Origin of the sequence: Phaeobacter sp. JH20_34, assembly GCF_048056095.1 — a bacterium.
Taxonomy (GTDB): Bacteria; Pseudomonadota; Alphaproteobacteria; order Rhodobacterales; family Rhodobacteraceae; genus Phaeobacter; species Phaeobacter bryozoorum.
On record NZ_JAYMWT010000019.1, the window covers coordinates 270,350 to 291,663 of the forward strand.

Below are 21,314 nucleotides of genomic sequence, written 5' to 3' on the forward strand. Positions count from 1 at the left end.
CCACCCACCCTTTGCTGTTAGCCCGCCTTATTTACGCGCATGTACCATTCCACCAACCTGCGAACCTGCCGGTCGGTATAGCCGTGGCTGCGCATCCGTTCGACGAACTCCTGATGTTTGCCTTCGGTCTTGCTGTCCTTCTTCGATCCGAAGGAGATAACCGGAAGCAGTTCCTCGACCTGGCTGAACATGTGTTTCTCGATCACATCCCGCAGCTTCTCGTAGGAGTTCCATGCCGGGTTCGAGCCGGTATTGGCGCGATGACGCAGGGCGAATTTGACCACCTCATTGCGGAAGTCCTTGGGGTTGGCGATGCCTACCGGTTTTTCGATCTTGCTCAGCTCGGCGTCCAGAACCTCGCGGTCATAGAGCTGGCCGGTGTCCGGGTCCTTGTAATCCTGCTCCTCGATCCAGGCATCGGCATAAGAGATATAGCGATCGAACACGTTCTGCCCGTATTCGGTATAGCTCTCCAGATAGGCTTTCTGGATTTCATTGCCGATGAATTCCTCATAGCGCGGGGCCAGTTCCGTTTTGATGAAGGCAAGGTATTTCGCCTCTGTCTCCGCCGGGAATTGTTCGCGTTTGATCATCTGCTCCAGCACATACATCAGGTGCACCGGATCCGCCGCCACCTCATCGGTGTCAAAGTTGAAGGTGGTCGACAGTACCTTGAAGGCAAAACGGGTCGAAATCCCGTTCATCCCCTCGTCGACACCGGCGCGATCCTGATACTCCTGCACGGTCTTGGCCTTCGGGTCGGTGTCCTTCAGGCTTTCGCCATCGTAGACGCGCAGCTTGGAATAGAGATTTGAGTTTTCATGCGGTTTCAGCCTGGTCAGCACCGAAAACCGGCTGAGGATCTTCAGAGTTTCAGGCGCGCATGGGGCCGCAGCCAGCTCGCTGTGTTCGATCAGCTTGTCGTAGATCTTAGCCTCTTCGGAAACCCGCAGGCAGTAAGGCACCTTCACGATCGACACACGGTCGATGAAGGCCTCGTTGTTCTTGTTGTTCTTGAACTGCTGCCATTCACTCTCGTTGGAATGGGCAAGGATCAGCCCGGTGAAGGGGATCGCGCCGAAGCTCTCGGTCCCCATGTAATTGCCTTCCTGCGTCGCCGTCAGCAACGGATGCAGCATCTTGATCGGCGCCTTGAACATCTCGACGAACTCAAGAACGCCCTGGGTCGCACGATTCAGGCCACCTGAGAAACTATAGGCGTCGGGATTGTCCTGGCTGTAATGTTCCAGCTGGCGAATATCGACCTTCCCGACCAGCGTGGAGATGTCCTGATTGTTCTCATCGCCCGGCTCAACCTTTGCAACGCAGATCCGGCGCAGCCGCGACGGATAGAGCCGCACCACCGAGAATTTGTTGATATCGCCGCCGAACTCATCCAGCCGCTGGACCGCCCAGGGCGACATCAGCCCCGGCAGCCGGTGTTGGGCGATGCCATATTCATCGCTCAGCAATTTGCCCATCCGCACCGGATCGAAAAGGCCAAGCGGGCTCTCGAAGATTGGCGACAGCTGATCTCCAGCCTTCAGCACGTAGATCGGCTGCTCCTCTACCAGACGTTTCAGACGTTCCGCGAGCGAGGATTTACCACCGCCGACCGGACCCAGCAGGTAGAGGATCTGCTTGCGCTCCTCCAGCCCCTGCGCGGCGTGGCGGAAATAACCCACGATCCGCTCGATCGTGTCCTCCATGCCGTAGAAATCTTTGAAGGCAGCGTATCGCTTGATGGTGCGGTTCTGAAAGATCGGACCCAGTCGCGCATCTTTTGACGTATCAACCAGCTCCTCTTCGCCAATCGCCTTGAGCATACGTTCGGCGACATTGGCATACATGCTGGGATCATCTCGACAAGCATTCAGATAGTCCTGTAACGACATCTCCTGCTCGCGCGTTTCGCCGTATTGTTCGGCAAAAATTTCGGCAATGTCTTTCATCTGGCTCTAGCCTCCTAGTTACTGCGCGCCGGTCCTCCTGGGGTCCAAGATCGCACACGGACAGAGGGCGCCCAGCGCGAGGGCCAAGTAATGTCCGCGTGAAAATATTCGTCTGAATTCTGCTCGGCGCCGGATCCGGCGATACAAGACCAGCGGGTCACTCTGAGCGGTGACATTCCAGCTGTGGCCTGGGTTTCGGCGTCGTGTACTTAGGATCAACTCTACACCAATTATGTCCTTCAGCCTATCTGAAACTGGTGTCTTTTTGGTTAATTGCCAGTGCGTTTTAATAGAACGCTTGTTCACACATTGGCGATATAGACGTGACCCGAACAGCCGAAACCGGCCCCCTTTCTGACGGCTCTTCAGCCTGCGGACACATGGAACCACCATAAACAGAAGGCAAATAAACGCAGCGCCCATCGCAAATGCACCGCAAACCCACCGCAGCCACCTCCCTAACGTCAACCAGAGGGGATCATTAACAAAAACCGACGGATAAACTTCGATGCAAATTGAATACAAATTAGCCACACCCTGATCTTTTCGGTAAAAATCCGCTCATCAAAACCTAGACAAGGCCGCTGGGAAGGCAGCAATATGGCGGCAATATGGCCGCGGAGACGGCTGATGGGCAAAACAATGCAGGCTACCTGGGCGTCACAGTTTCGGCGCTTTGGTCTTTTGACGAGCGGTATATAAAAATGAGTACGGTTGGATACATCGTCCGCGACATGGCGGGCACCAAGCAGCATGGTACATCTGCTGACACCCCCCAGGCGACAATTGCGACAGCAACCGCGAAAGACATTTCGCTGAACCTCGGACCCTCCGATGTCGAAAGCTACGCGCGGCGGGGCCAGGACCTGCATATTACGCTGATCGACGGTCAGGTGGTGGTGCTGGACGATTTCTTCAACACCGATGCGACAGGTGGCAAGAACCTGTTCCTCAGCGAGGAAGGCAACTTCATCGAAGTGGTTCTGGAGGACCGCACCGATGGCATGCTCTATGCCAGCTACGAACCTCTCGACATGAGCGGCAAGTGGAGCGCCTACGATGACATGGTGTTCCTTGACGTGGACCGCATCGAACCGGTTGTTGCCCCCCTTGTGGCCCCGCTGATCGGCGGCCTCGGCACCGCAGGCGCTGCAGCTGGCGTCGTTGGCGCAGCGGCCATTGTTGGTGCAGGCGGCGGTGGTGGTGGCGGAGGCGGCGGGGCCGTCACGCCAACCGTCGACAATCCCGATGCGACCTATCCGGTTGCAGGCTCGACCACCGAAGATGTGATCGTCAGCGGCACTGGCGCCCCCGGCTCCACCGTGGAAGTCACGCTCGGCACAATTACCGAAACCGTCACGGTCAAGGATGATGGCACCTGGGTTGCCAACTTCCCGGTGACCAACCTGCCGCCGGATGGCTCCTACGAGACCACAGTCTATGTAAAAGATCCGGCCGGGACCGAATTCAATCTGGATGGTCCCTCGGTCATCATCGACACCACCCCGCCGCCAATCGACGTCAACACTGTCGAAGGCGACGATCACATCAACTATATCGAAGTGGCCGACGGTGTTGTGATCAACGGCACCGGCGAAGCAGGGGCCAGCGTCAGTGTTGTGTTCCAGGGTGTGACCCGCACAACCACCGTGGCCGATGATGGAACATGGTCGGTGAACTACAGCGTGAACGAAGTGGCGACGGGCATCTACAGCTCCACCATCGAAGTCACCAGCGCCGATTCCTTTGGCAACACAAGCACCACGACTCACACGGTCGACGTCGACACCGAAACCCGGGTCACGATCAACACCCAAGTGGGCACTGATCACATGATCAGCGGCGCGGAACAGGCAGCGGGCATTACCCTCACCGGTACAGCCGAGGCGGGGTCGAGTGTTGTGGTGACCTTCCAGGGGGTCAGCCGTACCGTAACCGCAGATGCACAGGGCAACTGGTCGGCCAGCTATCTCAGCTCTGAAATCGCAACCGGCACCTATGACGCAGGCGTCTCTGCCGTGGCAACAGACACCAGCGGCAATACCAGCTCCACCTCCACCAAGATCCCGGTCGATACTGAAACCATGGCGTCGCTCGACGCGGTTCAGGCCGGCGACAATGTGATTTCCGCGCCGGAAGTCGCCAGCGGCGTAACCTTGACCGGCAAGGCCGAGCCAGGCGCCAGTGTCGCGGTGACGCTCGAGGGAACGACACGCACGGTCACTGCGGATGCGCAGGGCAACTGGAGCGCCGATTTCACCAGCAGCGAGATCCCGACCGGTGAATATGACGCCAATATTTCGGTGACAGCAACTGATGCACTAGGCAACACTGCCTCCACCACCGGCACCGTCCGTGTGGATACCGAAACCGATATCACCCTCAGCAATCCGCTGGCGGGCGACAATATGATCAATGCGGCAGAGGCCAACAACGGTCTGGACCTGACCGGCACCGCCGAAGCGGGCGCCAGCGTTGTGGTCCAGCTGGGGACAGCCACCCGCACTGTGACAGCCAACGCCCAGGGGCAATGGACGGCCAGCTTCGCCGGGTCGGATATCGCCGATGGCACCTATGACACAACGGTGACCGCAACAGCGACCGATGCCTACGGCAATACCGCCTCCACCAGCAGCCAGATCCGTGTGGATACCACCACCAGCGTTGGGCTTGATAGCGGGCAGGCCGGTGGCGACGATGTGCTGAACGGTGCCGAAGCCGCAGGTGGTCTGACCCTGACCGGCAGCGCCGAGCCTGGCGCCTCTGTCGCGGTGACCTTCCAGGGCATCACCCGGACCGTCACCGCCGACGCACAGGGCCGCTGGAGCGCGCCCTACGCAACCAACGAAATCACCCCCGGCGAGTATGACGCCCCGATCAGCGTCACCGCGACCGATGCGGCCGGCAATAGCGAGAGCACCTCCGGCACCCTGCGTGTCGATACCTCGACCGCTGTCAGCATTGATGCCAACCAGGCAGGCGGCGACAATATCGTCAACGCAGCAGAGGCGCAGGCCGGTGTCACGCTCACAGGCAACGCCGAGCCCGGCTCCGTGGTTTCGGTGACCGTTGCAGGCGTGACCCGCAGCGCAACCGTGGCTTCAAATGGCAACTGGAGTGCGCTGTTCGAGCCCGGCGCGCTGGCTGCTGGCGAATACAATACCTCGGTCACAGTGTCGGCAACGGACGCGGCGGGTAACACCGCTTCGGCCTCCTCTGCCCTGCGGGTAGACACCGTTGCGGGCACTGTGACGCTATCTCCCGACCCGATCGAGATCGACGACGTGATCAACGCTGTCGAACGCGCCGACGGTGTCGAAATCAGCGGCACCGCGACGCCGGGCCTGACCGTGACCGTTGGCCTTGGCACCGCAAGCCGTCAGGTCGTCGCCGATGCAAACGGCGACTGGGCGACCACCTTCCCGGCGGCCCAGATCCCGACCGGCACCCGCAACCTGCCGATCACCGCCTCCATCATCGATGACGCGGGAAATACTGCGAGCGTTTCCGATAGCGTTGCGCTCGATACGCTGGTGACGCCGTTGACGGTGCAACCGAACCAGACCTCGGACGACATCGTGAACAAGGCAGAGCAGCAGGCGGGTGTCACCTTCAGCGGAACTGTCGAAGCAGGATCGACGGTGGTGATCAACGTTGAAGGCAAAGAGCAGACTGCCACAGTCGACGCCCTCGGCAACTGGACGGCGACGCTCGACGACGCAACATTGCCGGACGGTGACCGCACCGTGACAGCCTCCATTACCGCGACCGACGCTGCCGGTAACGAACGCAGCATCACCGAGCAGTTCGACATCGACACATTGGTTGATCCGGCGTCCATCTATGCGCTGAAAATCACTGGCCAGGGCATTCTTGAGCTGGAAACCAAGGACGCGACCGACAATTACGCTGTCAATACGCTGAACCCGGCAGGCACTGTTGGCTCTCCCGCGGCGACCAAGACGGTCGACCCGCAGGATGGCACCGAGTTTGCCTTCGGCACGCCGATCCCGGATGGCACACATCTGGTCCTGTCGCGCAGCGATGATGTTGGCAATACCTCCAGCACCTTGGTGATCTTTGATGACAACGCAACGAACAGCGGCACCATCAATCACGCCGGGCTGGGCCAGTTCAACATCGACCATCTGGACCTGCAATTTGCAAACGATGTGCACCTCACACTCAATGAAGCTGACATCAAGGCACTGTCGAACAATTCCGACACCCTGACGATCCACGGCAGCGACAATGACAACGACCAGATCACCCTCACCGGCGGCAACGCCGCGAGCGCGGGCACCCGTGTGGTCGATGGTGAACTCTACAATGTCTATACCATTGGCAACGATGGCACGACGCTGATCGTCGATCAGGACGTTCAGGTGGTCTTCTGATCCACAGCGATCACCCGAGGGCCGTTTGGCGCAAACCAACGGCCCCCGGCAAAACTACCCGGCAACAAGGGTAAGGGCACAGGCGATGCGAGGGGGCAGAATGCAATTGGGACGACCCATTGGCGCGGTGGCACTGTTGTGCTGCCTGTCGGCCTGCATGCAGTCCCTGCCCTTTGCCAAAACCGGCGAAGGCGCCGAAACCGATGTCAATCGGCGCGCCAGCAGCTTTGCCCAGCCGGATGCCAAAAACCCCTCGGTGGTGATCTCAACCCTGATGCAGCGTCAGTCCCTGCTTGAAGACGGCAGTGTCTATGACGTTGTTGCGCAATCCGCGATTTCCGCCTCTGCCCGCGCTGCCGAGGCCGAGCTGACCAGCGCCAAACTGCGTGCGGAGGCAAAATCCAAGAACTGGCTGCCGACGCTTGGCCCCTCTGTCAGCCTCACCGATCTCGGGGATCTGGTGGCGGGTATCCTGATTGAACAGGTGTTGTTCGACAATGGACGCCGCAAGGCCGAGCGCGCCTTTGCCGCCGCCGATGTCGAAGTCGCAGCGGTCAACCTCTCGATTGACATGAACAGCCGTGTAGAGACGGCCTTGGGCCTCTATGTCGCGGGCCTGCGCGGTGCTGAGAAAGCTGCGATCGGCACCCGCGCCCTGTCGCGGATGTATGAATTTGAACGTATCGTGAAGGGGCGCGTTGATGGCGGCGTGTCGGACCGGTCCGACCTCAACGTAGTGCAGAGCAAGATCAACGGCATCCGCTCAGCCGTGGCCACGGCCAAGGACGCCACCGCCACCTCAACAGCCGAACTCAGGGCGATGACCGGTCAAAGCTTCGACGGGACGCCAAGCCACCTGCAACTGGCGACCCCGCCGGAGGCCGGTGCCTATCTCACCGTTCTCAAAGCCGAAGCCGAGGCCACCCGCAGTGTCGAACAGGCCAAGATGGAGCGCGCAGGGCTGCTGCCGCAGGTCTCAGCCGCGGGCAATGTCACCAGCGATGGTTCGGGAGCCGGACTGACCCTTGATCTGGCGCAGCCCTTTGGCCTTGGCACGCCTGCGGCGCTGAAAGCGATCGAAGCCTCCAAGGAAATTGCCAAACGGCAGGTATCCGAGGCCGAGGAAGATGCACGCCGCGATTTCAGTCGCCAGATGCAGCGCCTCGCCTCTTATCGTAGGCAAGAGGCCGAAGCGGCATCCCTGGCGCAGACCAGCCGCGAGACTTATCGCCTGTTTCAGGCACAGTTTAAGGCCGGGCAACGCTCGGTCATGGATGTGGTATCCATCTACGAAGAGGTGGTACGCCGCGAACACGCCCATATCGACGCAAAATACGAAGTCGTTCTGATCCAGCTGGCGCTGGCAAGCGATATGGGACTATTGGCCGATGGGGACCGGATTTGAGCAATTCCAACCGCCCGACAGATGACACCGTGCTGCGGACCGTCCCCCCTGCCCCGCGCGACACTGGGACGGCAGGACGTGCCAGTGGTGGCAAACCGGTGCTGCGCGCCATTGATACCCAGTCGACGCCACATCTGGCGCCGGCCGCGGCTGCCCCTGCGCCGGCCCCCGGTCCCGCGACCCCACCGATGCCCGATGTCGATCTGACCGGCCTGCTGGAGGATGGAAACGTGGGCGAGGTCAGCGCGCTGATCGAGGACGCAACAGCGCGTATTCAGCATCGCGCCGCGCTCATCGCGACCTTTGCAGCCCTTAAAGGCACGAATGTCGCCCTCAGCGACCTTGCCGAACATATGTGGCGCAATGATCCGGGCGATGTCTCCGTCGACTCGCTTGCCCGCGCGCTTCAGACCACGGGGATGCAGGCGCAGATCAATCATCAGGTGCCGCTCATCCCCGAAAGCTGGCCCGCGCTGGCCATGATGAACAATGGTCAATGCGTTCTGGTCCTGTCGCAAAGCCGGGATATGCTGAGCGTCTATGACACCACTTGCACAGATAATCGCGCGGATGTGCCGGTGGCCGAGTTCGGCCCCTATTTCACCGGCACAACGCTGGGCGCACGCAATTCCCTGAAACAGATCGCCGCCCGCCATACACCGCAGCTGGAAAGTGATCACTGGTTCTGGGGTGAGTTCCCCAAATACCGCCGTCAGGTCGGCGAGATCATGCTCGGCTCGCTGGTTGCCAATATTCTGGCCGTCTCAGTCGCGCTGTTCTCGCTGCAGGTCTATGACCGCGTGGTTCCTCACCAGTCCCATGCGACGCTCTGGGTGCTGGCAGTCGGCGCCTTCCTTGCGATCATGCTGGAAGCACTGCTGAAGCTGGCGCGTGCCCGGCTGACAGATGCTGCCGGACGCCAGATCGAGCTGTCGGTGCAGAACAACCTGATGCGGCGGTTGATCGGGATGCGCTCTGACAAGAAACCACTGCCCCCCTCAGGTCTGTTTGCCGCGATGCGCGATTTCGGATCGGTGCGCGAGTTCTTTACCTCCACCACGATTTCAACACTGGCCGACATTCCGTTCATCGCCGTGTTCCTGCTGCTGGTGGCATCGATTGCGGGCCCGATCGTCTGGATTATCATTGCAGGTGGCATCCTGATGCTGCTGCCCGCCTATTTCATGCAGAAGCGCATGATCGCGCTGACACGTCAGACACAGGGCGCAAATGCCAAAGCCGGACGCCTGCTGCATGAGGTCGTGAACGAGCTGGACACGCTGAAGAGCCAGCGTGGCGAAGACCGGGTTCTGCGGCTCTGGGATGAGCTGAACACGCTCTCCACTCATGCCGCGACCGAGCAGCGCCGCCTTGCCAGCGCGCTTACCCATTGGTCGCAGGGGGTCCAGCAGGCCACCTATATCGGCTCTGTCGTGGTGGGCACTCTGATGGTTTTCGCCGGTGAGTTCACCGTCGGTACCATCATCGCAACCGGTATTCTGACCAGCCGCACGCTGGCACCTCTGACCCAGTTTGCCGCCACGCTGGCCCGCTGGAGCAACGTCAAAGGTGCGCTGGAAGGACTGGACGCCATCGCCAACTCCGCTCAGGAAAAAGAAGACGAACGCTCTTATCTGCGCCGCGACAGCCTGCAAGGCCGGTTCGAACTGCGCGAAGTGATGTTTCGCTATGACGAAGACGGCGCCCCGACGCTGGACGTGCCGGGCGTTGCCGTTACCCCCGGCCAGCGGGTTGCGGTTCTTGGCGTCAACGGCTCCGGGAAATCGACGCTGTTGAAACTGATGTCGGGACTTTATGCGCCGGACCGTGGACGGGTGATGATTGACGGCACCGACATGACCCAGATCGACCCGCGCGACCTGCGCCGCCATATCGGCTATCTCAGCCAGGATGTGCGGCTGTTTGCCGGGACGCTGCGCGAGAACCTGAACCTCAACCAGCTGGAACGCGACGACGACCGGCTGATGACGGCGCTGGATTTTGCAGGCCTCGGCGCCCATGTGCGCAATCACCACAAGGGCCTCGATCTGGAAATCTTCGACGGCGGCGGCGGGCTGTCCATCGGGCAGCGCCAGTCGATCGGCTGGGCGCGCCTGTGGTTGCAGAACCCGTCAATTGTGCTTCTGGATGAACCCACTGCCGCACTGGACCAAACGCTGGAACGCACATTGGTCAGCCGTCTGGAAACCTGGCTGGAGGGTCGCACGACAGTGATTGCGACACATCGGATGCCGATCCTGTCGCTGACCAACCGGACGCTGATCCTGCAATCCGGGCGCATGGTGGTCGACGGACCGCGTGATCAGGTTCTGGCACATCTTGCCGCAGGTGAGGGCAAATGACCTCGACCGGCTACGATCTTCGCGAAACCTCGCGCGGGGCGAGCCGCATCATCTATCTGGCGGCGGGCGCTCTGGTGGTGTTTCTGATCTGGGCCAGCTTTGCTTGGGTCGACGAAATCGTTCGTGCCGACGGCGAGGTTGTGTCCTCCTCGCGCTCTCAGATCGTGCAGAACCTTGAAGGCGGCATTCTTGCCGAACTCCATGTGCATCAGGGCGACACGGTGAAGGCCGGGCAGATCCTCGCCCGTCTGCAGGATACCAAGTTCCGCGCCGCCGCTGATGATCTGCAGGACCGGATCGACGCGCTGGAAATCAAACAATACAGGCTTGAGGCCGAACTGGAGGGTGCGTTTGATTTCAATGTTCCCGACGATCTGGCCGAACGCTCCCCAGGCATCTACACCTCGGAGCGTGCGCTGCTGAATGCCCGGCAGACCGATTTCACCAGTCGCCGCGCCAGCGCCCGCGAGATCCTCGACCAGCTGAAGGACGAACTGGCCAATATGCAGCGTCTCTACAAGAAAGAGATCGTGGCGTTGATTGAGGTCAACCGCGCGCAAAAGGCCGTGAGCGACGCCCAGGCCAAATACAATGAAATTGGCACCCAGTCAGAGCTGGAGCTGGCGGAGGATTACTCCAAAACCCTTCGCGAGCTGACCTCGTACCGGCAGGAGCTGCGGCTGGCGCAGGATCAGCTTGACCGAACCGTGATCACCTCGCCCATGGCCGGGATCGTCAACAGCCTTGCGGTCACCACCATCGGCGGCGTGATCCGCCCCGGTGAGGAAATCGTCGAGATCATCCCGCTCGGCGAGGAAATGTTTGTAGAGGCACGGGTGAAGCCCGAAAACATCGCCAGCGTCCAACCCGGCCAGGATGCCACGATCAAGCTTTCAGCTTATGATTACACCATCTACGGATCGCTGCGCGGCAAGGTGGATTTTGTCTCGCCCGATACCTTCGAAGACGAGCGCAATCCCCGTGCAGAGCCGTACTACCGGGTGACGGTGAAGGTTGATCGTTCCGAATTTACCGAACGCCAGCAGGCCATCGAGATCCGCCCCGGGATGCGCGCCACCGCTGAATTGCAGACCGGCAGCAAAACGATCCTGAACTACATGCTGAAACCGCTGTATAAATCCCGCGAGGCCCTGCGCGAACCCTAAGGCAACACATCCAGAAACCCCGCGATCCAATTGGATGCAGGGGGGCTGTCTAAGAGGTTGATCGCTTGGAGAAAACCGGTGTGCATCCGCGGCCGTCAGCTGGTTTCCTCGGATCGGTGCTGCCTAAAGATCCTTCGCAAGATGGATGAACGGGGTCTGCTCGACCGGTCTGAATGCCGGTTTGTCCCCGTATCGTACCATCAGCTGGCGGACCGCATCATCGCCAGAACGGTCTGATCAAACGAAGTTCCGATTGAGACCCGACGATTGCCCATCGCCGCTTTGGCCGAGATAACCGAGACCAGTCGCGGCATCCGGCCCGGAACGACGTCAAAGACAGGCGCGCCTGACGCACCGAAATCAACCCGGCACGTCATCACCACGACCTGCGCCTGTCGCGCCAGAACGTGGCAGTTCTGTTCCAGATTTGGACGGTTCTGCTGCGTCATCGAATAAGACAGCACTTCAACCGACGCCCCGCGCGCCGGACGATTGGCCAGTTCAAAGGGCTGGATCATGTTGCGGCTGATTGGCCGATCCAGACGCAGGATCGCAATATCGCTGCCCAATTGTGAATCGCCGAGTGGCTGATACTCGTAGCTCGGGTGGACAACCGCCTTGGTGACAGACCGCGCCGCCTTGGCATGTCGCCCGTTCAGCCCCGCTTCGAACCGGATGCTGGTCGGATCAACCTGGCGGCCGGTGTCGGGGTTGTAGACGCAATGCGCCGCCGTCACGACCAGATCGGGTGCCACCAAGGCCCCGGTACACATATTCCGTCCTGAAATGTTCAGCCGACCCACGGCTTCCCATCCAATAACGGAGGTGATGCTCGACTGCGGATCTTCCGCAGCAGAGCTATCAGGCATGCCAAACAGGAGGCATGCCGCAAATGCAGCAAAAATGCGTTTCATCGCCCACTCCAAATTCCCACGCTCACACCTTGGTTCAAGCGTGCGGCTGGAATGAGACGCAAAACTGCCCGACATGGCCGAAACCATGCGCAAAATAAGTCTCTCTACACAAATCAGGACCCCCCCCAGGGTTTTGATGGCCCATCATCGCAAAAAAACCGCAGAGCGCACACAATTTCTCGGGTGTTTTATTAATTTTTTAGCAAACCTTTGTGATCGCTTAATAAATTCTCACGGTGGCAAATCAGGCTGCAGCCGGTCGCTGGCAGCTGACGATGGCATTACGGCCACCGTGCGGCAGGGTTGCCACATTGCCGCAGGCGCCGCGCGGCGGGTCGGTCGACAGAGCACAGGAAGAGCCGTTTTAACTTTCAAATAACCAAAACTCCGCCTTAACCTTCCCTTAGGACTTATCTGCAATATCTTAACGCGCGGTGGTGTGATGCTGCCAATTCGACCTATCTGGAGCGGCGCAGCCCCCTGATCGGCTCAAGAAGAATCGCATAGAGCCGGGGAATCAGGGCCCACATAGCAGCGCCAATCGCCAGGCAGATCAGCAGCACAGCCGCCGCACGAAACATCTCCAGAAACCCCAGGGTCGCAATGCCGGGTATGCTGACGGCAGGCGACAGGATCTGTCCCAGAAACACCGATGCCATCAACGCGCCCGCCACAACGCCGCGCCGCGAGGCGGGTGACAGCGCCAAGGCCAGCGCAACGAAATTCGGCATCACCGTGGCCAATCCGGAACCGATGGCGACCATCGCCAGGCTTTGCCACAGGGTGCCGCCCCCCGTCAGCATCAGAAACCCGCTGCTCATCAAGGCATATCCCAATGCGTAGGCGCCCGCCGCACCGAGCCAGCGATTGATGCGCAGGTAAAGAAAACCTGTCATCCCGCCAGATAGTGTCAGCACCCCCAACAGAAGCCCGGTTTTTGCGGAATGATCGCCAGCCTGCGTCGCCAGAAAAAATGGCAGCTGTGTCGGCATCATGAAGAAAACCAGACTGGTTATCATCTGCAACGATGCCAAGCCGACAAGCAGCACAGGCCAAGCCGAACGGGCTGCGCCCTCGGTTGATCCGGTTGCGGTTTCGCTCCGCTGGGCCGGATCCGGCTCTGCCAGGTAACGCCAGACCAGCGGCAAAAGAAGGATCGCAACCGCGTAAATCGCAAAGGGAAGCCGGGTTGAGATCACCGCCAGCGCCCCAGCTGAGGTGATGAAGATCAGCCCCCCGAAGTTGCGTGCCGATGTCTGCAAACCCATCATAGAACGCCGCGCGTCGCCGGTGAAATAATCGCCGATCAGCGCTGTCTGGGCAGTCATGATCATCGCCACCGCCACGCCCAAGAGCAACCTGCTGATCATGATCGCCGGCAGGTTCGGCAGCACCGCCCCTGCGGCGCCGCTGACGGCAAACAACGCAATACCCAGCAACAGCATCCAGCGCCGCCCGTACCTATCCGCCATCCACCCGGCGAGCGGCGCGCAGATCAGAACCGACAGCGACGGTGCAGAGACCAGGAACCGCGTCAGCAAGGCCGCATTCGGCGTATCGGCGAACTCGGCCTCAAGCCCGGGAAGGGCCGGGCTGATGGTGGCGTTCGCCATAATGGTCAGGGTTGCGGCGAATAGCAGGGCCAGCGCGCGCGGATCCTTCCAGACGGCATCAGAAATCGGGGCTGCCGGTACAGACATGCCAGTCTCCTCTTGTGGGTGTGAGCATTCTGGCGCAGCCTGCAACTTCAAGCCCACTTTAGGTCAAGAGGAAAGAGCGATGCGCCTGTACGACATCGGAGAAGTAGCCGCCCGATGTGGCGTCACCCCCGCCACATTGCGGTATTACGAAGAGCTCGGCCTTATCACCTCGCTCGCGCGCAAGGGATTGCGGCGACAATTCGGGCCTGAGACCTTGTTGCAGCTATCGGTCATCGCGCTTGGCAAGGCAGCCGATTTCTCGCTGGCGGAAATTTCGGGGATGTTTGGCTCGGATGGGCGGCCGGACCTGCCACGCGATGAGCTGCACCAAAGGGCGGACAAGCTGGATCAACAGATCCGCAACCTGTCGACGCTTCGTGACGCGATCCGCCATGTGGCCGACTGCCCTGCGCCATCGCATATGGAATGCCCAACCTTTCAACGGCTCCTGAAGGTCGCGCGACGGACCCGCGGCTGAAACCGGGCCACCTCCTCCTTCGGCGACGCTTTCTGGCGGCAATTGTATGTGATCGTAGACTTCTGCGCCCGTTGCCACATATCGCAGAGGATATCGGAACAGCGCGAGGCGGAGACTGAAATGGGTTTTGCAAAATTGACGTATAAGCTGACGGCCGGGTCTGAGGCTTCCGATCCCAAAGCCGCCCGCCGGGTTGCGACCCATGTCACCGCCCTCACTGCGACGAAGCTGGCCGATGGTTTGATTGATCCCAAACTGGTGCTGGCCTGGCTGATGAACGCAATCGGTGCGCCGGGCTATCTGATTGGGGTGCTGGTCCCGGTGCGGGAATCAGGATCGCTCCTGCCGCAGCTGGTCCTTGCCCAGCGGATCGAACAAAGCCGATATCGCAAATACTATTGGGCTGCCGGATCGGCGCTTCAGGGTCTCGCTGCGCTTGGCATTGCCGCCGCTGCCATGCTGCTACCAGGTGTCATGGCAGGCTGGGTCATTCTGGGCTGCCTTGCCATGCTGGCCCTAGCGCGGTCGGCGTGTAGCGCCAGCTACAAGGACATCCTCGCCCGAACCGTGGACAAGGGCAAACGGGGGTCCGTCTCGGGAACGGCGGGAACCGTCGCCGCCAGCGGTGTGTTTCTGTTTGCGATTTTGCTCAGCACCGGGCTATTGCCCCGCAGCCCGATGGCCATCTCGCTGGTTGTTGCCGTATCAGGCCTGCTTTGGCTCGGTGCCGCTGCCGTCTTTGCACGTTTGAACGAGCCAGAAGCCGAGCCTCAGTCCGAAGAAGGATTCAGCCCGCAGGAGCTATTGCTGCCGTTGCGGCAGGACAGCGAGTTGCGGCGTTACATCGGCACCCGGGCGCTGCTGATCTCAACCGCCTTGGCACCGCCGTTTCTGGTGATGCTTGGTGGACGCGACGCCGAAAGCGGCTTTGGCAATCTCGGGCTGCTGGTGCTGGCCTCCTCCATTGCTGCGATTGTCTCCTCCTACATCTGGGGCAAGCTATCGGACCGATCAAGCCGCCAAACCCTGATGGTGTCGGGTGCGCTGAGCGCTGTGACGCTGGCGGCGGCGGCGGCGTTCGGCTGGGGTGAGGGCGTTGTTGCCAGTGCCGTGGTGGCCTGCTTCGTCTTTGTCGCCCAGATCGCCTATCAAGGCGCGCGCGCCGGTCGAAAAACACATCTGACCGATATGGATACGGATGGTCACACATCGGTCTATACCGCACTTTCCAACACGATGATTGGCGTGCTGTTGCTGCTGGGTGGGGGCTTTGGGCTGCTGGCCGATGCTGTTGGCGCAGCACCGGTGCTGGCGCTCCTCGCCCTGCTTAGCGGGCTGGGAGCGGCACTTGGCTCACGGTTGAGCGAAGTGCAGGAGGATGCCGAAGGCTAACACCCCAACTGGCCCCCGTCATCTCCCTGTCGCCTCTCCCGATCCCATCGCTCGGTTAGGCGGCGTGGGGAGCTGGCACGTGATCCGCTGTCAGCTTGTCTTCACGCGGCGCGTCACTCGCTACAGAATGGCCGGTTTTCACCACCGCGCGGCGCTCGGCATCAAGCCCGGCCCCGAACAGGATCACAAAAGCAGACAACCACATCCAGGTCAGCAGAACGATCACCCCCGAGAGGGCGCCAAAGGTCTCGTTGTAGCTGCCGAAAGCTTGCACATAGAGGCTGAACCCGATGCTGCCGACGACCCAAAGCGTACAACTCAGTATCGCGCCGGGCGTGAACAGCTGCCAGCCATCCCCCGACCGGTCCGGTCCAAATCGATAGAGTGCCGAAATTCCAGCGATGCCGACTGCGAACATCAGGGGCCAGCGCAGGAGTTGGGTCACCATCGACAACAACGCTGACTCGCCCAGGAGCGCAGCCGCGGCGGGTATCGCCGCAACGACCAGCAGCAGGACACACCCGCCAATAATGGCCGTGAAAGTAATGCCGACAGTCATCGCCTTCAGAACGATGAAACTGCGCCCTTCCCGGGTGCCAAAAATTACGTTCAGCCCCTGGATCATACTGTCGGTGCCACGCGATGCGGACCAAAGCGCCAGAGCAGCGGAAACCGCGGCGGCCCAGCCCAGCGACTCTGGGCGCGCGCCCGCTACCTGCACCAACTGCTGATTGACCAAATCCGCAGCCGACGGTGGCAACAGCCCGGTCAGCCAAGCAGCCTGTGCAGTGATCAGGTTTGGATCCGCAATCAGACCAAACAGAGCAACCGCTGCCGTAATACCTGGAAAAACCGACAGGAGGCCGTAAAAGGCGACTCCGGCGGCGAGCAGCCCGCCGTTGGCCTGTCCCATCCGGCCCCAGGCCCGCCAGAGCAGTTTCGCAAACGACGCCAGTTGCGCAAGCGATCCATCCTGTGTCTGCCCGCTCAGGTCCCGTCCGGGGTCACTCGGTGGACCGCCGCGGTCGAGGTTGGGGGCTGTTTTCGACTGGTCGGTGGTGGTGGTCGTCCCCGACTTGGAGGTTGAGCTGTGATCTGACTGTTTTGGCATGAGGCTGTCTCCCGCGTTGCCATCTAAACGCAGCAAGATGGCGTTTTGTTTCTTGGAACTTAGCCTTTGCCCGCGAGTTGAGGTTCTGACGCAATCCAATTGGAGACAACTATGAGCCACTTCACCCATCACCCGGCTGCTTCCCACGATCTGGTGGTCATAGGAGGCGGTTCCGGCGGGCTGGCGGCCGCCAAGGCGGCAGCGCGGCTGGGTGCCTCGGTTGTGATGATCGAACAGGCTGAGCTGGGCGGAACCTGCGTCAACCGCGGCTGCACCCCGAAGAAGCTGATGTGGAAAGCCGCGGCCCATCGCCAGAGCCACCGTGATATGGCCAAGGTTGGCCTAACGGCCTTGCCCGACTTTGATTTCGCGGCGCTGCGCCGTCGCTCCGACGCCAAGATTGACCACCTCAACCACCACTTCGAGGATCAATTGCAACAGGCCGGTGTGCGCCTGCTGCGCGCTACTGCCGAGATTGGCGAAGCGGGCCAGATTCACGCCGGTGGTGAGGTTTTCCAGCCCGGAAAACTGTTGCTTGCGACCGGGGCGCGCCCGCGCGCGTTGGATATTCCGGGCGGTGATCTGGCCGCCACAAGTGATGATGTCTTTGGGTGGAGTGATTTACCGGGGCGGCTGCTGATTATCGGCGGCGGCTATATCGGATGTGAATTCGCCAGTATCTTCGCGGCTTTTGGCAGCGAGGTGCAGCTGATGACCGATGGCGACAGACTGCTTGATCAATTTCACGCACCGGCGATCGCCTGCGTGCAGGCCGGTCTTCAGAAACAGGGCGTCACCATCAGCTTTGGCCGCAAGCCGAAGCAGATCGACTTCAACGGGACAATGTTCAAAGTCAGCTTCGACGATGGCAGCATCCAATATGCAGATCAGGTGATAGCCGCTGTCGGGAGAGTACCAAACACCGACACCCTTGGGCCAGGGGTGCAGGGCATCGTCCATGCGAAATCCGGCGCGCTGGCCATTGATGAGCATTTCCAAACATCCATTCCCGGCATCTACGCGGTCGGCGACGCTGCCGACCGTCTGCCGCTTACCCCTGTGGCGACGCGAGACGGCGCTTGTTTTGCGACCCAACACTTTGGCGACGGCGCCGCACAGATAGATCTCAATCTGGTGCCGCAGTCGGCCTATACCATCCCGCCGGTCGCGCAGGTCGGCCGGATGGATCAGACAAACAGCGGCGGTGAACAGGTGTCTGGCCTGTCCAGCGATGTGCTGGACGACGGCACGGCTGCCAACTCGTTCTTTGACAGATCGTTCAAGGGCCCCCTGCTGAGCGGCGTGGCGCTGGTCGATCACGCAGCACCGGAGCTGATCGCCCCCTTCGCCGCGTTGATCGCAAGCGGAGCCACCGCAGACGATCTTGACGCAGTCGTCGGCATTCACCCCAGTTTTGCAGAAGAGACGGTCGGCCCGTAAGATACCGCAGACAAAAAAAGACGCGATCCACTCTGGGTCGCGTCTTTTTTTGTCTGCTCTTATCGGAGGCGTCGTCCGGTCAGTCGCATAGCGTCCGATCGATGAGCGAAAGCCCCAGCAAGAACATTGAAATCAGGAATACCACGTTGGCAGCAAATGCCGCCCCTGCCGCGACACCACCAAATGCCAGTACTGCCGAAGCAGCTGCAATCAGAGAAAAAACCAGTGGCCAATTCATCATCGATCATCCTCGTCTCTATCCGTTATGGTTCTGCAAACACAACGTTTTTGACAGGAAAAGGTTCCGAGACTTGGCCGGTCCTACGACTGACTGGCGCGGACCGGGTCTGAAACAGACGCCTATTTCTCATCAATCTCAGGCTTGATCTGCGCGTAGGTCAACACGGTGAAGACCGCTGTCCCGCCGATGATATTACCCACCAAGACCGGCAGGAAAAAACCAAAGACAGCCTGCCCCAGAGGCAGTATCCCCTGCACCATCAGAAACGCCATCTCAACCGAACCCGCGACGATATGGGTGAAGTCCCCGGCGGCAATCAGCCAGGTGAAGATGACGATTAGGGGGATTTCGCTATGCTGCGCAGAGGGCAGCATCCAGACGATTGCGGCAATCAGGATCCCCGACGGAATACCGCTGATCATGCCGATAAACGGTGGCATTCCGGTGGCGTGTTCGCTGATTTCCACCATGGAGGCGCGCAGGGCCGGGTCCAGCACCGGGGTCAGGGCAAAGAACGACGCAATCAGGAAGGCCCCGACAACATTCGCAGCCAGCACCACCGACCAAAGCCGCGCGGTGCGCAGCAGGCTGGCCTTGTCCCCGCGCAACATGACCGGCACCACGGTGGTAATGGTGTTTTCGGTGAACAGCTGCATTCGGCCAAGGATGACCATCAGAAAGCCTAGTGAATATCCAAGGTTCTCAACAAGCGGGGACCAGCTGGCATCTGGCAGATGGGTCTTGAAAACGGCCTTGCCCAACACCGAGAAGCTGATCAATAGCCCGGCAGCGATGCCAGACCACCACAGCGCCCGCACGGGTCGCTCCAATTCTTCCTCACCGTTGCGACGAATGGTTTCAAAGATCAGCCTTGGAGACAGGCCTGTTGCCTCTTCGACGGCCTCATTCTCGGACTCTTCCTGGATGAGGTCTTCGCCGGACGTCTTGGCCTCGATCATCTGCAACTCCTGTTTTCCATATCCAGTTCAACGCCCAAGTGTCCCAGTCGGTTCCGCCGCGCGGAACCTTTTTCACGCCGGAGCGTTAGCCCTAGAGACCTGTAACGGGATACGCCGATGACTGCCGAGATCAGCGCCACACTGATGGACCAATTGACGAGGTGGCTGGAAGGCGCCATCGATGCGCTACCGCGTCTGGCCGTTGCCATCATCGTTCTGGTGCTGACAGCTGCGCTGGTCTGGGCGGCAAAAACGATCATCCGGCGGATCAGCAGCCAGCTGAAACTGCGACGCAATCTCTGCGATGTGTTACAGCTCCTTGCCAGCGTCCTGCTGTGGCTTATCGGCAGCCTGATCGCAGTCACCGTTGTTTTCCCCACGATCACGCCGGGCAAGGCGCTGACCACCCTTGGCCTTGGGTCGGTGGCGATTGGCTTTGCCTTCAAGGATACCTTTGAAAACTTCCTGGCTGGTATTCTGCTCCTCCTGCGAGAACCCTTTCAAATCGGCGACTTCATCGAATGCGAGGGTGCCGAGGGCAAGATCGAGGCGATCACCGTGCGCGACACCCGGATCCGTCAGACAGACGGCCAGCTGGTTGTCGTCCCCAACGCGCAGCTGTTCCACAACGCCGTCACCGTGCGCACCAACCGCGAGCTGCGGCGCGCCACGCTGATCTGCGGCGTCGCCTATGGCGAAGACGTCGATACCGCTCGTGATGTCATCTCAAAAGCGGTCAGAGGCGTCGATATGGTGCGCAATGACGTGCGCGACATTCAGGTCTTTGCCAAGAGCTTTGGCGCGTCCTCCATCGACTTCGAAATTACCTGGTGGACCGGGTCCGAACCGGTGGATATCCGCGCCAGCCGGGATCAGGTTGTCAGTGCCGTGAAATCCGCCCTGGACGATGCGGGTATCGAGATTCCCTTCCCCTACCGAACCCTGACGGTCAACGCGCCGATCCCGGTCGATATTGCCGCGGCGCAGAAACCCAGTGCGTGACCCACACCCCTGTGGCCGAGCGCTGGATCGCTGTTTGCGATCATCAAACGCTCCTAGCCACGAGGCCGCAATTCACTCTGCCATCGCGCTGGAATGATGGCGATTTAACTCAATCTTTGATTGTATTTCATGCTATTCAAACCTCCCTGAAACGGAGGAGTACCTGCTATGAATCTCGGTTTACTGGAAGAGAACACTACCGCATCAGCGACGCAGAAGCTGACCTATGCTCTCAAATGCGCGGCCTATGACGACGCCTATCTTCGCATGGATGGCAGCGGTGTCGACGCGCCCGCGCCCGAAGGCGCCGGAACGGTCAACGCGCAAATCGGCGCAAGTTCATGGGAGCAGTTTATTCTGACACCGCAGGAAGACGGTACAGTCGGCCTGCTCTCAGCGGCATGGAACAATTGCTACGTGCGCATCGGCACCCCATCGCCGGGAGAGATCAAACCGATCAACTGCCAGTTCGGCTGCGGCGGGCTCGAGCGCTGGATACTGCGTGTCGTCGGCGCCAATTATTTCGCCTTCGAATGCTCGACATTTGCTGGCTATTATCTGTCGCTCAACACGGAGGGCGCAACGACATTCGGCAGCAACGGCGTCGGCGTCGCCCAGGGCATCCAGGTGCTGAACGACAATGCCACATTCGAGCTTGTGTCAAACGCTGGCTGACGCTGTATGCCGGCCACCTCCCCGTCGTGGAGGGGTGGCCGACAATTGGTTTCTATTGCCAGAGCATCTGTCGACTATCACATCTTCGGCCGGGTCTCCCAGCCTCTTGAACGCGCGCC

General features: G+C 60.4%; 15 protein-coding genes. 9 read left to right on the forward strand and 6 right to left on the reverse strand.

Annotated elements, in window-relative coordinates:
• Positions 1–17: 17 nt before the first annotated feature.
• Entirely contained in the window at positions 18–1,952 is a 1,935-nt protein-coding gene (locus VWZ81_RS14500) for a PrkA family serine protein kinase (protein WP_340544146.1), read from the reverse strand.
• A gap of 704 nt (positions 1,953–2,656) precedes the next feature.
• On the opposite strand from VWZ81_RS14500, the gene VWZ81_RS14505 reads away from it, so the two are divergent.
• From VWZ81_RS14505 to VWZ81_RS14520, 4 genes are all read left to right on the forward strand, one after another.
• A complete protein-coding gene (locus VWZ81_RS14505) occupies positions 2,657–6,349 on the forward strand; it encodes an Ig-like domain-containing protein (protein WP_416543412.1) in 3,693 nt (1,230 codons plus the stop codon).
• A 100-nt stretch (positions 6,350–6,449) separates the two neighbouring features.
• Entirely contained in the window at positions 6,450–7,754 is a 1,305-nt protein-coding gene (locus VWZ81_RS14510; RefSeq protein ID WP_416537131.1) for a TolC family protein, read from the forward strand.
• Positions 7,751–10,117 carry an ATP-binding cassette domain-containing protein gene (locus VWZ81_RS14515; RefSeq protein WP_416543413.1) on the forward strand — a complete coding sequence of 789 codons (2,367 nt, stop codon included), beginning with the start codon at positions 7,751–7,753 and terminating at the stop codon, positions 10,115–10,117. The genes VWZ81_RS14510 and VWZ81_RS14515 overlap by 4 nt, the downstream gene beginning before the upstream one ends.
• The gene (locus tag VWZ81_RS14520) at positions 10,114–11,283 is read left to right on the forward strand and encodes an HlyD family type I secretion periplasmic adaptor subunit (protein WP_340544139.1); all 1,170 of its coding nucleotides are present in this window, start codon (positions 10,114–10,116) and stop codon (positions 11,281–11,283) included. Before VWZ81_RS14515 ends, VWZ81_RS14520 begins: the two co-directional genes overlap by 4 nt.
• A gap of 200 nt (positions 11,284–11,483) precedes the next feature.
• On the opposite strand, the gene VWZ81_RS14525 is transcribed toward VWZ81_RS14520, so the two are convergent.
• Entirely contained in the window at positions 11,484–12,197 is a 714-nt protein-coding gene (locus VWZ81_RS14525) for a trypsin-like serine peptidase (RefSeq protein WP_416543414.1), read from the reverse strand.
• Positions 12,198–12,655: 458 nt separating this feature from the next.
• Positions 12,656–13,897: an MFS transporter gene (locus tag VWZ81_RS14530; RefSeq protein ID WP_340544136.1), complete on the reverse strand. Its 1,242-nt coding sequence runs from the start codon at positions 13,895–13,897 to the stop codon at positions 12,656–12,658.
• Positions 13,898–13,976: 79 nt separating this feature from the next.
• Between VWZ81_RS14530 and VWZ81_RS14535 the strand changes: the two genes are divergently transcribed.
• Both VWZ81_RS14535 and VWZ81_RS14540 read left to right on the forward strand, forming a co-directional pair.
• Positions 13,977–14,375, forward strand: a complete 399-nt coding sequence (locus VWZ81_RS14535; RefSeq protein ID WP_340544135.1) for a helix-turn-helix domain-containing protein — start codon at positions 13,977–13,979, stop codon at positions 14,373–14,375.
• Between the two features lie 120 nt (positions 14,376–14,495).
• On the forward strand, positions 14,496–15,767 hold the full coding sequence (locus VWZ81_RS14540) for an MFS transporter (protein WP_416543415.1): 1,272 nt from the start codon (positions 14,496–14,498) through the stop codon (positions 15,765–15,767).
• A 55-nt stretch (positions 15,768–15,822) separates the two neighbouring features.
• On the opposite strand, the gene VWZ81_RS14545 is transcribed toward VWZ81_RS14540, so the two are convergent.
• Positions 15,823–16,878 (reverse strand): YihY/virulence factor BrkB family protein, encoded by a 1,056-nt coding sequence (locus tag VWZ81_RS14545; RefSeq protein ID WP_416557614.1) that lies wholly within the window; start codon positions 16,876–16,878, stop codon positions 15,823–15,825.
• Between the two features lie 111 nt (positions 16,879–16,989).
• On the opposite strand from VWZ81_RS14545, the gene VWZ81_RS14550 reads away from it, so the two are divergent.
• A complete protein-coding gene (locus VWZ81_RS14550; RefSeq protein WP_416543417.1) occupies positions 16,990–18,318 on the forward strand; it encodes a dihydrolipoyl dehydrogenase family protein in 1,329 nt (442 codons plus the stop codon).
• A 79-nt stretch (positions 18,319–18,397) separates the two neighbouring features.
• Here VWZ81_RS14550 and VWZ81_RS14555 read toward each other — a convergent pair whose 3' ends face one another.
• Together VWZ81_RS14555 and VWZ81_RS14560 are read right to left on the reverse strand one after the other, a co-directional pair.
• Positions 18,398–18,559 carry a DUF1328 domain-containing protein gene (locus VWZ81_RS14555; RefSeq protein WP_340544129.1) on the reverse strand — a complete coding sequence of 54 codons (162 nt, stop codon included), beginning with the start codon at positions 18,557–18,559 and terminating at the stop codon, positions 18,398–18,400.
• Positions 18,560–18,678: 119 nt separating this feature from the next.
• Positions 18,679–19,518, reverse strand: coding sequence for a formate/nitrite transporter family protein (locus VWZ81_RS14560; RefSeq protein WP_416543418.1), 840 nt, complete (start codon positions 19,516–19,518; stop codon positions 18,679–18,681).
• 117 nt (positions 19,519–19,635) lie between these two features.
• On the opposite strand from VWZ81_RS14560, the gene VWZ81_RS14565 reads away from it, so the two are divergent.
• Together VWZ81_RS14565 and VWZ81_RS14570 are read left to right on the forward strand one after the other, a co-directional pair.
• Positions 19,636–20,520 (forward strand): mechanosensitive ion channel family protein, encoded by an 885-nt coding sequence (locus VWZ81_RS14565; RefSeq protein ID WP_416543419.1) that lies wholly within the window; start codon positions 19,636–19,638, stop codon positions 20,518–20,520.
• 168 nt (positions 20,521–20,688) lie between these two features.
• The gene (locus VWZ81_RS14570) at positions 20,689–21,195 is read left to right on the forward strand and encodes a fascin domain-containing protein (RefSeq protein WP_416543420.1); all 507 of its coding nucleotides are present in this window, start codon (positions 20,689–20,691) and stop codon (positions 21,193–21,195) included.
• The last annotated feature ends 119 nt before the right edge of the window (positions 21,196–21,314 follow it).